Raw genomic sequence first — 14,297 nt, forward strand, 5'->3', positions numbered from 1 at the left:
CTCACTGGAAAACAGCATGAATTCTATTACCAAAGTCACCACCGGCTCTGTGTTTGAGCAAAAAGCGAGCTACTCACGTCTGGTCAAAGTCGATAACTGGATCTACGTCTCCAACACTGCCGGGCGCAACCCCGAGACCAAAACCATCCCGGAGGCGGTCACCGACCAGACGCACCAGGTGTTCGCCAATATCGAAGCCGCGCTGGCGGCCGTGGGCGCCACCCTGGCCGATGTGATCGCCTCGCGGGTGTTTATTCAGGACCCGGCCGATGTGCCGGTGGTGATGGCAATTATCGGTGACAAATTCCACGGCATTAACCCGGCTTCCACCGTGACCTGCCCGCCGCTCGGCTCCACGGTCTACAAGGTGGAAATTGAGGTGACGGCTTACCACGGCGCGTCCCGGGCCAGGGTTGAGGCGATCACCCTGTAATGACCCTGCATCCGCTCCCGGCAACCCGATTTTAAGAGGTGTTTTATGGCTCCAGCAATTACCCCGGTCCGCACCGCTGCCGGGTTCCCCGCGTCCACCGGCGTGGTGGTGATTGGCGGCGGCATCGTCGGCCTGACTGCCGCCCTGACGCTGGCGGAACGCAATATCCCGGTGGTGGTACTGGAAAAAGGCCGCCTGGCGGGGGAGCAGTCCTCACGCAACCTCGGCTGGGTGCGTAAAACCAGCCGCCACGCCGGGGACATCCCCCTGGCGCTGGCCGCCGACCGGCTCTGGGCGGCGCTGCCGGCACGGGTGGGCCATGACATAGGCTACCGGCAGGCCGGGATCATGTTCGTGGCGCGCACACAGGCGCAGATGGCGATGCACGAAGGCTGGCTGAAATCGGTGGAGGCGCTGTCGCTCGATGCCCGTCTGCTCAGCCGGGCAGAGATCGCCGCCCGGGTGCCGGGCGGCCGGGGGCAGTGGGCGGGCGGGATCTATACCCCCTCCGACGGGCGGGCGGAACCGTCGCTGGCGGCCAGCGCCATTGCGGCGGCGGCTATGGCCAGAGGCGTGGTGATTGTGGAGAACTGCGCGGTGCGCACCCTCGCCACCGCGGGCGGGAAAGTCAGCGGTGTGGTCACGGAAAAGGGCGAGATCCGCTGTGAGCAGGTGCTGCTGGCGGGCGGGCTGTGGTCGCGGCGCTTCCTCGGCAACCTCGGCATCGCCCTGCCGACGCTGCCGCTGATCTGCTCCGTGCTGCGCACCAAACCCATGGCGGGGCCGACAGAGATTGCCGTCGGCGCGCCCGATTTCTCTTTCCGCAAGCACAAGGACGGCGGCTTTATCATCACCCAGCGGGGGGCGCTGGATGCCTCCCTGACGCTGGATCACCTGCTGCTGGGGCCGCGTTACCTGCCTCAGCTCCGCGCCCAGCGGGATTTTCTGCGCATTTCGATCGGCAAACCCTTCCTGAAAGATCTGGCGCTGCCGCGCCGCTGGAAGGGCGAAAAACCCTCGCCCTTCGAACGCATCCGCACCCTGGACCCGCAGGCCAACCCGGTGCTTAACCGGGAAGCGATGACCAACCTGATGGCCGCGTGGCCGGCGTTTGAGCGGGCAGAAATTGAAGAGGCGTGGGCCGGTGTGATTGACGTCACCCCAGACTCCAACCCGGTGATCGGCCCGGTCGCCGCCCTGCCCGGCCTGACCCTCGCCACCGGGTTTTCCGGCCACGGCTTCGGCACCTCTCCCGCCGCCGGGCAACTGGCCGCCGATATGCTCTCCGGCCGCCCGCCGCTGATTGACCCGGCGCTCTATCGGTTTGACCGCTTCTGACGCGGTACAGGCGATGCCCACCCCGATGGCCCCGGATGACGCCGCATGGCTGGCCGCATTACAGACGGCAGTGGGCGGGGTTGACAGCGAAACCTGGTTTGTCGGGCACAGCCTTGGTTGCATCACCACATTACGCTACCTGAGCCGGCAAGCGCCCGGTTGCCGCGCTGGCGGCATCATTATGGTGTCCGGCTTCAGTGAGCCGGTGCCTGCCCTGCCTGAGCTGGACGCCTTTACCCGCACCCCGCTGGACAGCGCACAGCTTATCGGCCTGGTGCCGCACCGGGTTGTGGTGGCCTCACTGAATGATGAGATTGTCCCGCCGGCGATCACCCTGCGCCTCAGCCAGCAGTTCCATGCCCCGTTTTACGGCCTGCCGGACAGCGGCCATTTCCTTGACCGGGACGGCTTCAAGACGTTGCCGCTGGTTGCCGGATTATTACGCCAGATGGCCGCACATTAGCGTGCCCCTTTTTTTGCCGACAGAGGTGCCTTGTCTACAGCCAACGGGAAGATAGGGCATCCTTAGCTGTTTTTAGGCACATAGTTTTACATTTTACCTCTTAATTCCCACATTATACCCTGTAGCGGATAAAGCTTGTTTTATCCGCTACAGGGGATAAACTAGGCATTATCCCCTGTAGCGGATAATGAGGCGATTTAATGCACATCACATCACCGGACATGCTGGCACAAGCCATGCAAAGCCAGCGTAAAACCAAAAACCTCAGCCAGCAGGCGACAGCGGCCAGTATCGGGGTAAAACAGGCCACGCTCTCTGCGTTTGAAAATCACCCTGACGGAACCCGGCTGGAGACGCTGTTTAAATTACTGGCTGCGTTGGATCTTGAGTTACACCTGCAACAGCGGGACAGCGGCGCAACTGCCCAATGGGATCAGGAATGGTAAGCCCTACTCTCACTGTGGCGCTTAATGGGCTGGTGGTCGGGCAGCTGGAAAAGCGCAACGGCATGACGTTCTGTTACGACGAAAGCTGGCTGGCGCGCCCAGGTGCGCGGGCTATTTCACTCTCATTGCCGTTGCAGGCTGACCGCTTTGAAGGGGATGTGGTATATAACTTTTTCGATAACCTGCTGCCCGACAATGAGCGTATCCGCAGCCGTATTCAGGCGCGTTTCCGCACGCCGACCCGCCAGCCTTTCGACCTGCTCAGCAGTATCGGCAGTGATTGTGTCGGTGCCATCCAGCTTTACCCTTCCGGCACGTCTATTAACCCAGTCACTGAGATTCATGCCGATCCGCTCAGTGAAACGGAGATTGCCGCGCTGCTGCGGGGTTACCAGAATGCACCGCTGGGCATGGAGGTGGAGAGTGATGACTTCCGTATCTCACTCGCCGGCGCACAGGAAAAGACCGCCTTGCTTTACTACCGGCAGCAATGGCACCGGCCACGCGGCAGCACCCCCACCAGCCACATTTTCAAATTGCCGGTAGGGTATATTGCGGCGAATAACATCGATCTGCGCGAAAGTTGTGAAAACGAGTGGCTCTGCCTGCAACTGGCACGGGCATTTGGTTTTCGCGTGCCCGATGCAGAGATTGCGTATTTCGGTGACCAGAAGGTGTTAATTGTGGAACGCTTTGATCGCCGCTGGTCGCAGGACGGCAGCTGGCTGATGCGCCTGCCACAGGAAGATTTCTGCCAGGCGCTCGGTGTGGCCCCGGCTCTGAAATACGAGGCTGACGGCGGGCCGGGGATTGCCGCAGGCATGAAGCTGCTGCTTGGCTCCCAGCAGGCGATCGCCGATCGCGAAACCTTTTTCCGCACTCAGATTTTGTTCTGGCTGTTGGCAGCCATCGACGGGCACGCCAAAAACTTCAGTATTTTCCTGGAGCCGGGCAGTGCCTATAGGATGACTCCGCTGTATGACATTCTTTCTGCCTACCCACTGATGGCCCCTGCCGGTATTGCCCCGCAAAAAGCGAAAATGGCGATGGCAGTCAGGGGCAAAAACCGCCATTTTCACTGGGCTAACATCCTGCCGCGGCACTATGAGGCGATGGCAAAAAGCGTGGGATTCTCAGCAACACGCGCCGCCGGGCTGCTTGCGGAGATGGCATCGCAGACTGATCAGGTTATTGCGCAGGTAGAAAGCCATCTGCCGGAAGGCTTTCCGGTGCTTATCAGCGACCCGATTTTCAGCGGCCTGAGAAAGCAGGCGCAAAAGATCCTCTGACCATGATCCTGCTTCAGGCTTACGGATCATGCTGGTGAAAACAGCGGGTAACACTCTGGTTATCAGCCTGTTATCTATCGCTAAAACGCCGCAGAACGCGTTTTAAGCCGTTTTGGGGGACGATCCTGTCTTGGGTTGAAAAGGATCGTCCGGCCACGCTGCGTGCGTTCCAGCGCGTTTTAAGAGGCTTTTTTGCGGGTACCGCGCTTTTTAATCTCTGCCTGCAGCTGTTTGATGTTGGCGTTGTCACCGGTGATCACATACCAGTCCAGCCATTTGCGCAGGTCAGCTAACGTGATTTTTTCTGAGGAATCAAAGGCTTCAAGCTTCTGGCGGTACTCTTTCATCAGGCTGATGCAGCGGCGCGCCCATTTCCCTTCCAGATCGGATCCGGCCACGGCATGGGGGCGGCGCGGCAGGCGCGGGCGCAGCGGTTTGGCCGCGCGCTGGCCCGACTCGATCACATAGAAAAATTTGATCGCCGTGACGGATCGCCCGACTTTGACCGGTTCCCAGCTCACAGAGATGTCCGTGTTGGCGTTGATCCGCTCTACCGCCGGCACCAGGACGTCGCGCTTGAAGAAGCGGTACTCTTCGTACTTGCCGACCAGCCCGGTGCGCTCTTTCATCCAGTCGATCTCGAAAGGATCGGTTTCGATGATCCCGTTCTGGCGGGAGTTACGCGCCAGGTTACGGAACTTCACCAGCCAGCTGTAGAGCCGGAACGCGAATGGCGTGTCCAGGCGGGAGACGTGTTCGAAGTCGACCTGCGTAAACTCTTTTTTCAGATCGTAGAGATAGGGCACTACATCGGGTGAGAAGCGGATCGTGACGTCCGCGGTATTGTCTGAGGCATCGTAACGAATCGAAGAAAACCAAAAGCGTTTGACCTTGTCGAGGCGCTTTTTTTTCTCATCCCATTCGTAAGTGATGATCGGTTTACTGCCCAGTGAGTCGGCCGCTTTCTTGAGCTGCTGGTGTGTATGGGAGGGGTGAACACCAAACATCTTTTCAAAATCAGCAGGATAGAGGGTGTAGAGACCATCCGGCTGTACTTTTTTGCTGTCAATCTGGACCAGGGCTAAGTAGAGCAGACGCATCTCATCGAGCGTGGCGCTGTAGGCACCTTCAAGTAACTTGTTATCCTGCGTAACATACAGTTTTTTAACGTCCAGCTTAGCCATGTGCTTTCCGACAGGTGATATTTTAGCAAAATATATCACCTTAAAAACCGAGTTATCAACAGATCCTCAGATCACGTTTAGCCGCAAATCTTATCACGTTTAACCGCAAATCTTATCACGTATGACCGCAAATCCTATCACGTTTAACCGCAAATCCTATCACGTATCGCTTTGCAACCTATTGAATATGCAAGCGAAAAATACCCCTAGAAACAAGAAACAATAGAAACAAGAAACAGAGAAAAAAACAAACTAACGCAGCTTCGCTTTGTTTTTTTAAATCTGAACATTGTGAGATCCATCAAGATCGTCATAATTGCAAAAACAGGCTATTTAGTAAGCATATATACGCTTTTTTATTGTTTTCTAATCAATAATTAGAAAAGTAAGACCGCAAATCTTATCACGTTTGGAAAAGCGGCTTCAGGATCTTCCCGGGCAGCAGGATCGCCATTTGGGTAAGAACACAGATCAGCGGGAGGAAAGGGGTGGAATAGGATTTCCTGCTTACGAACCGCAAAACTTATCACGTATCGGGGCGGCTGCCGCGCGCAGGGAAAAGAGCGACCGCAAAAGTTATCACGTTTCCCGGAAGGAATAGCTCTATTTAACTTATTGAATAGTAATGATTTATAAAGAAAGGCAGAATTTTACCGAAAAGCTATCACGTTTGAACGCCGGGCCATATTCTGCCTGCGCAGGCGTGAAGAAAAGGCACCGCAAATCTTATCACCTTAAGACTAAATCTGATGCTAAACGGATACCTTTTTGGTACTAAAACAACCACTAAACGGCGCTGTTTTCACACTGTTTTGATACCGCGTGCTTTTTCAGAAAAGATTCTGCCCGGGCTTCTGGGAAATCAGCATCCCTTCGTGGGTAAAAAGTTCTTAAAACGTGGCCGGAAAAGCGGCTCAGGCAGCCCCTCTTTACCGGGCATCTCCCGCGCCCGGCGCACGTTCGCCACTTCTGCCGGCAGGGCCGTGATAAAAGCAGCACTTTCCCATTTATTAGCCCCATTATGGGCACCGCAAAACGTATCACGTTTAGTGTGAATGGCCGGTGAAATTCTGGTGCTGGTTTGATGCCGTATCAGTGCTGTTACCATACGTAAAGTATGCCTTTTTAGTACCAGAACAGCACCAGTATGACTGCCTGCGGGTGAGCAGCGCCTTTTCTGTTTATAGAAGCAGGATCGCCCTGCCCTGCCCGCAGAGAACAGAGTTGAATTGTGTTCCGTTTTGATATTCAATTGGTACTAATTCAACACTTATTTAACTCCAGGAAGGTATCATGATCATACTCATCGGCAGCCAGAAAGGCGGGTGCGGGAAGTCAACCACGGCGGCTAACATCTGCGCAGAGCTGGCCCGCCAGGGCAAGGATGTGATTCTGGTCGATGCAGACCGCCAGGGCACCGCCTCTAATTGGGTGACCGATCGTAATGGGCAGGAAAACCTGCCGGTGGTCCACAGCATCCAGAAGTTTGACAATATCCGCGAAACGCTGCTCGACCTGGCGAAACGGTATGAGTATGTGGTGGTGGACTCCGCCGGGCGTGACAGCCGTGAACTGCGTACCGGCATGACGGCCGCCCATGTGTTGCTGGTGCCGTTCCGCCCGTCGCAGCCCGATCTCGATACCCTGCCGAAACTCAATGACATCATTACTCAGGCGCTGGACATCAATGAGTCGCTGCGCCCGTGCGCAATGCTGACCATGGCCCCGACCAACCCGGTGATCAATGAAACGCAGGAAGCCAAAGACTACCTGGCGGACTTCCCTATCCTTAACCTGCTGAATACGGTGATCCGCGATCGCAAAATCTACCGTGACTGCATGTCCGAGGGGAAAGGTGTAGTGGAAATGGATAACGGCAAAGCCAAAGCGGAAATCCAGTGCCTGGTACAGGAGCTGATCTCATGGTAAAACGCCGAGAAGCGCCGGCCATCCCGGTAGAGAAGAAAATCGAGGCTTTTGCCGCGCAGGCCGATCATGTGGCAACCGTGGATACCGCCCATGACAAAGACGCCAAGCGTGATTACAAAGCCATCCGCGTGCCTTTTAATGAATATGAGTTTGCACAGCTCGAAGCGCTGTGTGAAAAAACGCAGCGTTCCAAACTCAATATGATCCGCTACGCGCTGGCGTTTTATGCCGAGCATGGTCAGAACGAACTGACGTAATCTCAATCCGCCCGGATGCGTACCCAAAAAGCACCTGAACGGTGCTTTTTTTATGGGCGCGGCCAGCCTTTTCCGCCTGCCTGTGCACTGTGCACGTGCCCACATTACCCGGGCTGAAGCGGCGCAACAAAACCGGGCACCTGAACACCGGCCCGGCCCGGTTTGCGGGAAGCGGGCATCCTCCAGAAAACCTCCTGATAAAAAAGGCGCTATTCAGACGCCAAAACAACACCTTTTTAGTACCAATAAAGCACCTTTAAGGTGCCGTTTTTATCTGTTTTTAGCCCCTCAGGTTATCCTTTCCCCACCTCACCACCGGGGGGCAAGCCCAGGGTTATCCACAGAAACGGTGGATAACTTCGGGAGAAGCTCTGCTCAACCTACCAGTCGCGGCGCTTATCTCTGATAAAGTGAGCCGACACATTTATTCTGATGCATCAGTAACCCTGAAGGATGCCTGGATCGATAGGGCAGGATAAGCCCCCTGTATGGCCGTTTATCCCCCCTTTGACCCGGCGGGGAGGCGCTATGCTGATGCAGCAACACCGTTAATTTGACCGGAGGAAGTGCTTGGCTTTAATCCGCTTTAAATCGCCCGATCGCATCATGGCGATTTTCCTGCTTATCATTGCGGTTGCCGTGATCTTCGTGGTGGGCTGGTCAATGTGGCAATCCTGGCAGCATACCTTGCAGGATACTGAAAAACAGGCCCGGAACCAGTCGGTCTCTCTCTCCCGCCAGGCGGAAGATACCTTCCTGCAAGTGCAGATCACGCTGGAGGACATTGTGCGCCACAGCGATGACATCTTTGACCACCCGGCGCGCTACCTCGGGCCGCAGGGGTTACTGGGCATCCAGAAAAGCCGGTTGCCGCAACTGCATGGGCTGTTTGTTTATGATGCACAGGGCAACTGGCTGGCGACCTCCGGCCGGCAGATGTACCCGATGGCCAACAATGCTGACCGCGAATACTTTATCTGGCACCGGACGCACAACGATGCGCGCGTGCATGTCGGCCATGTGATCCGCAGCCGCTCCACCAACGATCTGATCATCCCGGTCTCTTTACGGCTGAACGATGACCGGGGGAACTTCCGCGGGGTGGTGCTGGGTACCATCCGGGTCGATTTTTTCCGGCAGTTTTACGGCTATTACGAGATGTCACCCAAAGATATCCTGGGGCTGACCCACCTGGACGCCACGGTGATGTATGTCCGGCCATTCCCGGACACCATCATCAATAAGAGTATGTCCGCCACGCCGCTTTACCGCAGCCTGCTGAAAGCCTCCCCCCAGGGCGGCGGCACCTGGCGGTCACCGATTGACGGCATCATGCGTATTTTCGGGTACGCCCAGCTGGAGAGCTACCCGCTGGTGGTGGCCGTGGGCATTGACCGCGATATGCTGAAAAGCCAGTGGCTTAAAAATAACCTGGCGATCATCTGCCTGAACGTGCTGCTGCTGCTGACTATCTCCCTGTTCGGGATGCTGGTGTTGAGGCAGTTCCGCAAAACCGTGGAGCACCGGCGGGAGCTGATGCAGGCGCAGGATGAGCTGACGCGCGTCAACCTGACGCTACAGGATCTGGCGCTGGTGGACGGCCTGACCGGCCTGGGGAACCGCCGCCAGTTCGATATCTATCTGGAGCAGTGTCTGGCGCGTTCTGCCGTTACCGGCGTGCCGTTGTCGCTGATTATGTGTGACATCGACTTTTTCAAAAGCTACAACGACACCTTCGGCCATGTCGCGGGGGATGAGTGTTTGCGCCGGGTGGCAGACGTGCTGAAATACCTGCCGCGCCGCAGCACCGATGTGGTGGCGCGGTATGGCGGGGAAGAGTTTGCGATGATCCTGCCCGGCACACCGGGCAATGAGGCGGAAAAAGTGGCGGAGCGCATTTTGCAGGCGATCCACAACGCCGCCCTGCCGCACCACGCCTCCCAGCTGCCGGACAAGATCATTACCCTCAGCGCCGGCATCAGCACTGCCGTCGCGGGGGATGACGTCACCACCCTGAAGCAGGCAGCAGACGCGGCGCTCTACGCGGCCAAGCGCGCCGGGCGCGACTGCATCGTCAACGCCTCAACGCTGGGGCTGCGCGCCGCGCCGCAGGAGACAGAGTAACGGCGCTGTTTCCGCAGTATCAAAAAGGCACCGGTCAGGTGCCTTTTTGATTTCTGTAGTTTTCACACTATCCAGAGGCCCCGTAAAACCTGCCCCCTGCCGGTGAAAAGCCGCTCTTGGATAAAAGCCTGACTTCACCCCCGGTGAAAGTTTTCAGCGTGGGTAATAAACGTGTGTAAAGTCACATTCGTTATTTTACCCCTGTCCTATACTCAGGTTGTCTTTATTTGGGGGCAACCATGTCTGCTTATATTATCCGGTTCTTTTTCACCGCCACTGCATTTTTTCTGTCAGCCGATAGCAAGATCCGGGCGTTGCTGAATAATATCTGCTGGTTTAATTCCCTGTCTGATTTAACAACTGAAGAGAAGCGGTTTAATAAAGGCGAAGAGGAAGAGATTATTGCCAACTGGGTGCAATTATGGCGCTGTGCCGGCAAATTATGCCGCCGCAGAGCCTCACCGGCTGCGCCGTCAGCAAAAGCGCGGCACAGCACCCGGTGCCCTGTCCGGTTACGCAGCCATAAGCGTGACGAGCTGGCGTTCTTATTCCGTACCAGCAGTTTGCATCAGTTAGTGATGTGTCATCACGCCGGTGGTGAAGCCGGTGATCATGCCTTTCCCCTTCTCTCCCTTACTGCAAAGCACAATGCGCCCTTTCGCCATTGTGCTTTTTTATTGCCTGAACCTGACCCTATAAGGAGTGGTTATGTTTATTGTTTGTGTCGCAGCCTGTCCGACCGGCGTCGCCCATACCTATATGGCGGCTGAAGCCCTTGAGATGACCGGTAAGCAACGGGGGCATGAGATCAAAGTCGAAACCCAGGGCAGCATGGGCGTGGAGAATGCGATCACTGACGCTGACCTCGCCCGGGCGGAGGGGGTCATCCTGGCGGCGGATGTCGCCATTATCAACAAAGAACGGTTTGACGGCATGATCAAGCTGGAGTGCCGCGTCGCCGATCCAATCAAGTTTGGCGAGGCCATTTTTGACGCTCTGGAGCAGGAGGCTGACCATGGCTAACGTCAAAGGCGGAAGCGCGGCCCCGGCAGGAAGTGACATCAAAACGGCCATTATGACCGGCGTGTCATGGATGCTGCCCTTTGTCATCGCGGGGGCCGTCATCATGGGGATTGCGCGTATCGGTGCCTCGCTGTACGGCATCGATAATATCTGGGATGCCGGGCATGCGCAGGCTGCCAGCCTGGTGGTGCAGATTCTACATAAATTTGATGGCTTTGGGGGCATGGCCCTCTCCCTGATGTTGCCGGTGGTCGCCGGGTATATCAGCTTTGCCCTGGCCAATAAGCCCGGGCTGGCACCGGGTATGGTGGGCGGATTACTGGCAAACAGCCTGGAAACCGGCTTCCTCGGTGCGCTGGCGGCGGGGTTTGTGGCGGGTTATATCGTGCGCGCCCTGGCAACCTTTGTGGTTTTGCCCAAATCACTGGCTTCCGCCGGGCCTATTTTTATCCTGCCCGTGGGGGGAACGCTTCTGACCTGCAGTGTCATGGCCTTTGTCATCGGGTCGCCGCTGGCCGCGCTGAACCAGGGGATGGAAAATGGGCTGCTGGCGATGTCCGGCACCAACAAGGTGATCCTGGCGGCCGTGGTGGGCGGCATGGTGGGGTTCGACCTGGGCGGCCCCGTCAACAAAGCGGCGGTGACCACCGCCATGGCCCTGCTGGCGTCAGGCATTTATGACCCCAATACGGCGGCGCAGGTCGCGATCATTGTGCCGCCTATTGGCCTGGGCCTGGCGACCTTACTGTGGGCCAACCGCTTCCCGCCCTCCTTACGGGAAGCGGGTAAGGCGTCCACGCTGATGGGGCTTATCGGTGTCTCGGAAGGGGCCATTCCGTTTGCCCTCGCAAACCCCAAAATTATTGTGGTCAATGTCGTGGGGTCTGCCGTGGGAGCCGCCCTGGCGGTTGGCCTGGGTGCCGTCAACCGTGCGCCGATTTCAGGTTTTTATGGCTGGCTGGCGGTGGAGAACTGGCCGGTTTATGTGGTGTCCATTGCCGCAGGCGCGGCCATTATTACCGCAGGTTCATTGCTGATATTCCGTGGGGAGACATTGCCGGAAACGAAAAAAGCCCCGGCTGCGCCGAAATTTAAAGCGGGCCGCTGATAACCGGCATTATTTAATTAAGGCAGAGGAAAGAACAGATGTATTTACTTCTGGGGTTTCGCTCGCCCGGAATAAACCCATGACACCCTAAAGGAATACTATGAAAACCGTGCATTTGATTCAGCATACACATTGGGACCGGGAGTGGTATTTCACCGAGAATGATTCGAAAATCCTGCTCTATTATTTTATCCGGGATCTGGTTAACCGGCTGGAGCAGGATACGGCCCTCGGCCCTTTTGTGCTCGATGGGCAAACCGTAGTGCTGGAAGATGGCTTACAGGTCGCGCCGGCGCTGCGTGAGCGGTTGCAGGCCCTGATCCGCCAGGGGCGTATTCTCATCGGCCCCTGGTATACCCAGACCGATTTTTTGGTGGTCGGCGCGGAGTCCATTACCCGCAACCTGCTGCTGGGAAAAGCGGATTGCGACGCATGGGGCGGTTACATGCCGGTCGGCTACGTCCCGGACTCTTTCGGGCAGAGCGCGCAACTTCCGCTGTTTCTGCGCGAGTTCGGCATCGGGTGTGCGGTTATCTGGCGCGGCTGGTGCGAACAGGATGTGCCCTACAGCGAGTTTACCTGGTGTTCACAAAACGGCAGCCGCGTGACCACGGCCGTGCTGCCCTGGGGTTACGGCTGCGCCAAATGGCTGCCCACCGAGGGGGAGCAGGCCGCCCGCCTCCTGCCTGCCATCCTCGAAAAACAGGCGCGCTTTTCCCTGACCGATCATCTGTTGCTGCCCAACGGCAACGATCAGTCCCCCTTCGAATATGGGGTGCCCGCGATGCTGGCGTCGCTGAAGGAGAGCCAGCAGGATTACCAGTTTGCGCGCAGCAGTTTCACTGACTTTTTCAAAGCCTTGCAGGCCACAGGCTGCCCGCTGCCGGAGTGGCATGGGGAGTTGTTGAGCGCGAAATATATGCGCGTCCACCGCGGTATCTTTTCCACCCGCATGGACATCAAGCAGCTTAACGCCCGCCTTGAGCGGTTCGTCAGCCAGGCGCTGGAGCCGCTGCTGGCCGTGGCCGGGCGGCTGGGGCTGCCCTGCCCGCAGCAGGCGGTGGAGAACATCTGGCGCGGGGCGATGAAATCCCAGGCCCATGACAGCATCGGCGGCTGCAATGCCGACCGCGTCAACAGCATGGTCAAGGCGCGCCTGTGCGATGGGCTGGAGAGTGCGCAGCAACTTTTTGAGCTGAATATGGCGATGCTGGCGGAGGGGATCACGGCGCAGCAAACGGGGAAAAAAATCATCGTGTTCAACCCGCTGCCCCATGCGCGGGATGCACATGTCCGCCTGACGCTCTATACGCCCCACGCGGACTTTTGCATTGTGGATGCGGCCGGAACGCCCTGCCGCTGGCAGCTGCTGCATGACGAGCCGCAGGATATGTCACTTATCGTGCAGGAGCTGTCAAACAGCACCACCACCACCTGGTACCGCAAGTGCGACATCCTGCTGGAGGCCGGGGCGCTGCCGGCCTGCGGCTACCAGACCTTTTACCTCCAGGAGGGCCGCGCCGCCGGGTTTGACGCCTCCACAGCGGGGGAAAATGTACTGGAAAACTGCTGGCTGCGGCTGGAGCTTGCGCACGGGCAGCTTGAATTGCTGGATAAACGCACCCAACAGCGCTACCCCGCCGTATTACGGCTGGTGGACGGCGGCGATGCCGGGGATAACTACAACTACTCGCCGCCGCCGGAAGACTGGAAAATCAGCAGCGACGGCTGCCTGACCCAGTGGCACAGCGCGCGCGGGCCGCTGCACGATACCCTGACACTCAACTGGCACATCCCCGCCCCGGCGGATGCGGCCGCCCGTGAGGCCAGGTGCTGTAACGCCGGGCTGCATGCCACCCTGATCCTCTCCCTCCCGCACGACCAGCCCTGGCTGGATGTTGAGGTGGAGGTCAACAACACGCTGCGCGACCACCGTTTGCAGGTCGAAATCCCGGTGGGAGTCACCCAGGCCTTTCATTATGCCGATCAACCCTTTGGCTTAATTCAACGCGAGAACCAGCCTGCCGCATTGCAGCAGTGGCAGGCGGAAAACTGGGCAGAGGCCCCCGCCTCTCTGTGGCCGATGCAGAGCCTGGTGATGCTGCATAACGGAGCGCGCGGCCTCTGCGTCGTCACCGAGGGGTTACGGGAGTATGAGATCCCGGCACAACAGCCGGATACGCTGGCGATCACGCTGTTCCGGAGCGTCGGCTGGCTGGGAAAAGCCGATCTGCCGTGGCGGCCGGGCCGGGCATCCGGGATGGCCTTACCCACGCCGGATTCACAACTTCCCGGCCCTTACCGCGCCCATTTCGCGCTGTTCCCCCTGGCGCAGGCACCGGACGCGCCGTTCTGGCGGGCAGTGGAGCAGTGGCGCACCCCCGCCTGCGGCTACCTCGACACCGGCTGGTCACGCTTTCGTACCAACCCGCATGGGCTTCACTTTCCCGGGCGTTACAGCCTGCTGTCATGGGACTGCGCGCTGCATTTCAGCACGCTTAAAAAAGCGCAGCACAGCAACGCCCTGCTGCTGCGCGGCTGGAACCCCGGCCTCACACCGGTGCCGTGCGGGCAGCCCGCGGCAACCGGCACGCCCCGGCGGGTCACGCTGGCTGAAACCCCTGCCGGTGCCACGGATGACGTTATTCCCCCCGGCACCCCGGTTTCCTGGTTAATCGATTAATTGCGCTGGATGAAAACCTT

The 14,297-nt window shown here is 58.2% G+C and carries 13 protein-coding genes; 12 read left to right on the plus strand and 1 reads right to left on the minus strand.

Annotation, left to right across the window (positions count from 1 at the left end):
* The first annotated feature begins 16 nt into the window (after positions 1 to 16).
* The 5 genes from CYR32_RS09090 to CYR32_RS09110 all read left to right on the plus strand — a co-directional run bounded on the left by CYR32_RS09090 (position 17) and on the right by CYR32_RS09110 (position 3,969).
* Positions 17 to 433 (plus strand): RidA family protein, encoded by a 417-nt coding sequence (locus CYR32_RS09090; RefSeq protein WP_101824074.1) that lies wholly within the window; start codon positions 17 to 19, stop codon positions 431 to 433.
* 45 nt (positions 434 to 478) lie between these two features.
* Positions 479 to 1,771, plus strand: coding sequence for an NAD(P)/FAD-dependent oxidoreductase (locus CYR32_RS09095; protein WP_101824075.1), 1,293 nt, complete (start codon positions 479 to 481; stop codon positions 1,769 to 1,771).
* Positions 1,758 to 2,234 carry an RBBP9/YdeN family alpha/beta hydrolase gene (locus CYR32_RS09100; RefSeq protein ID WP_146000682.1) on the plus strand — a complete coding sequence of 159 codons (477 nt, stop codon included), beginning with the start codon at positions 1,758 to 1,760 and terminating at the stop codon, positions 2,232 to 2,234. Before CYR32_RS09095 ends, CYR32_RS09100 begins: the two co-directional genes overlap by 14 nt.
* A 200-nt stretch (positions 2,235 to 2,434) precedes the next feature.
* Entirely contained in the window at positions 2,435 to 2,680 is a 246-nt protein-coding gene (locus tag CYR32_RS09105; protein ID WP_101824077.1) for a helix-turn-helix domain-containing protein, read from the plus strand.
* Positions 2,674 to 3,969, plus strand: coding sequence for a type II toxin-antitoxin system HipA family toxin (locus CYR32_RS09110; RefSeq protein WP_101824078.1), 1,296 nt, complete (start codon positions 2,674 to 2,676; stop codon positions 3,967 to 3,969). Before CYR32_RS09105 ends, CYR32_RS09110 begins: the two co-directional genes overlap by 7 nt.
* 179 nt (positions 3,970 to 4,148) lie before the next feature.
* Here the strand turns inward: CYR32_RS09110 and CYR32_RS09115 are convergent, their stop codons facing one another.
* A complete protein-coding gene (locus CYR32_RS09115) occupies positions 4,149 to 5,153 on the minus strand; it encodes a replication initiation protein (RefSeq protein WP_101824079.1) in 1,005 nt (334 codons plus the stop codon).
* Positions 5,154 to 6,446: 1,293 nt separating this feature from the next.
* Here CYR32_RS09115 and CYR32_RS09120 point away from each other — a divergent pair.
* The 7 genes from CYR32_RS09120 (at position 6,447) to CYR32_RS09145 (ending at position 14,277) form a co-directional block, all read left to right on the plus strand.
* Positions 6,447 to 7,082 carry an AAA family ATPase gene (locus tag CYR32_RS09120; RefSeq protein ID WP_101824080.1) on the plus strand — a complete coding sequence of 212 codons (636 nt, stop codon included), beginning with the start codon at positions 6,447 to 6,449 and terminating at the stop codon, positions 7,080 to 7,082.
* A complete protein-coding gene (locus tag CYR32_RS09125; RefSeq protein WP_101824081.1) occupies positions 7,076 to 7,339 on the plus strand; it encodes a hypothetical protein in 264 nt (87 codons plus the stop codon). Before CYR32_RS09120 ends, CYR32_RS09125 begins: the two co-directional genes overlap by 7 nt.
* A 570-nt stretch (positions 7,340 to 7,909) precedes the next feature.
* Positions 7,910 to 9,463 (plus strand): sensor domain-containing diguanylate cyclase, encoded by a 1,554-nt coding sequence (locus CYR32_RS09130; protein ID WP_241523794.1) that lies wholly within the window; start codon positions 7,910 to 7,912, stop codon positions 9,461 to 9,463.
* Positions 9,464 to 9,702: 239 nt separating this feature from the next.
* On the plus strand, positions 9,703 to 10,233 hold the full coding sequence (locus CYR32_RS21390) for a hypothetical protein (protein ID WP_146000683.1): 531 nt from the start codon (positions 9,703 to 9,705) through the stop codon (positions 10,231 to 10,233).
* The gene (locus CYR32_RS09135; RefSeq protein WP_101824082.1) at positions 10,172 to 10,486 is read left to right on the plus strand and encodes a PTS fructose transporter subunit IIB; all 315 of its coding nucleotides are present in this window, start codon (positions 10,172 to 10,174) and stop codon (positions 10,484 to 10,486) included. Before CYR32_RS21390 ends, CYR32_RS09135 begins: the two co-directional genes overlap by 62 nt.
* Positions 10,479 to 11,594, plus strand: coding sequence for a PTS fructose transporter subunit IIC (locus CYR32_RS09140; protein WP_101824083.1), 1,116 nt, complete (start codon positions 10,479 to 10,481; stop codon positions 11,592 to 11,594). The genes CYR32_RS09135 and CYR32_RS09140 overlap by 8 nt, the downstream gene beginning before the upstream one ends.
* A 100-nt stretch (positions 11,595 to 11,694) precedes the next feature.
* A complete protein-coding gene (locus tag CYR32_RS09145; protein ID WP_101824084.1) occupies positions 11,695 to 14,277 on the plus strand; it encodes a glycoside hydrolase family 38 N-terminal domain-containing protein in 2,583 nt (860 codons plus the stop codon).
* Positions 14,278 to 14,297: the final 20 nt, after the last annotated feature.

This window comes from Chimaeribacter coloradensis (assembly GCF_002858715.1).
Taxonomy (GTDB): Bacteria; Pseudomonadota; Gammaproteobacteria; order Enterobacterales; family Enterobacteriaceae; genus Chimaeribacter; species Chimaeribacter coloradensis.

Coding starts and splice junctions, on each gene's coding strand:
- CYR32_RS09090 (WP_101824074.1), top strand. CDS start 17: ATGAATTCTATTACCAAAGTCACCACCGGCTCTGTGTTTGAGCAAAAA.
- CYR32_RS09095 (WP_101824075.1), top strand. CDS start 479: ATGGCTCCAGCAATTACCCCGGTCCGCACCGCTGCCGGGTTCCCCGCG.
- CYR32_RS09105 (WP_101824077.1), top strand. CDS start 2,435: ATGCACATCACATCACCGGACATGCTGGCACAAGCCATGCAAAGCCAG.
- CYR32_RS09110 (WP_101824078.1), top strand. CDS start 2,674: ATGGTAAGCCCTACTCTCACTGTGGCGCTTAATGGGCTGGTGGTCGGG.
- CYR32_RS09115 (WP_101824079.1), bottom strand. CDS start 5,153: ATGGCTAAGCTGGACGTTAAAAAACTGTATGTTACGCAGGATAACAAG.
- CYR32_RS09120 (WP_101824080.1), top strand. CDS start 6,447: ATGATCATACTCATCGGCAGCCAGAAAGGCGGGTGCGGGAAGTCAACC.
- CYR32_RS09125 (WP_101824081.1), top strand. CDS start 7,076: ATGGTAAAACGCCGAGAAGCGCCGGCCATCCCGGTAGAGAAGAAAATC.
- CYR32_RS21390 (WP_146000683.1), top strand. CDS start 9,703: ATGTCTGCTTATATTATCCGGTTCTTTTTCACCGCCACTGCATTTTTT.
- CYR32_RS09135 (WP_101824082.1), top strand. CDS start 10,172: ATGTTTATTGTTTGTGTCGCAGCCTGTCCGACCGGCGTCGCCCATACC.
- CYR32_RS09140 (WP_101824083.1), top strand. CDS start 10,479: ATGGCTAACGTCAAAGGCGGAAGCGCGGCCCCGGCAGGAAGTGACATC.
- CYR32_RS09145 (WP_101824084.1), top strand. CDS start 11,695: ATGAAAACCGTGCATTTGATTCAGCATACACATTGGGACCGGGAGTGG.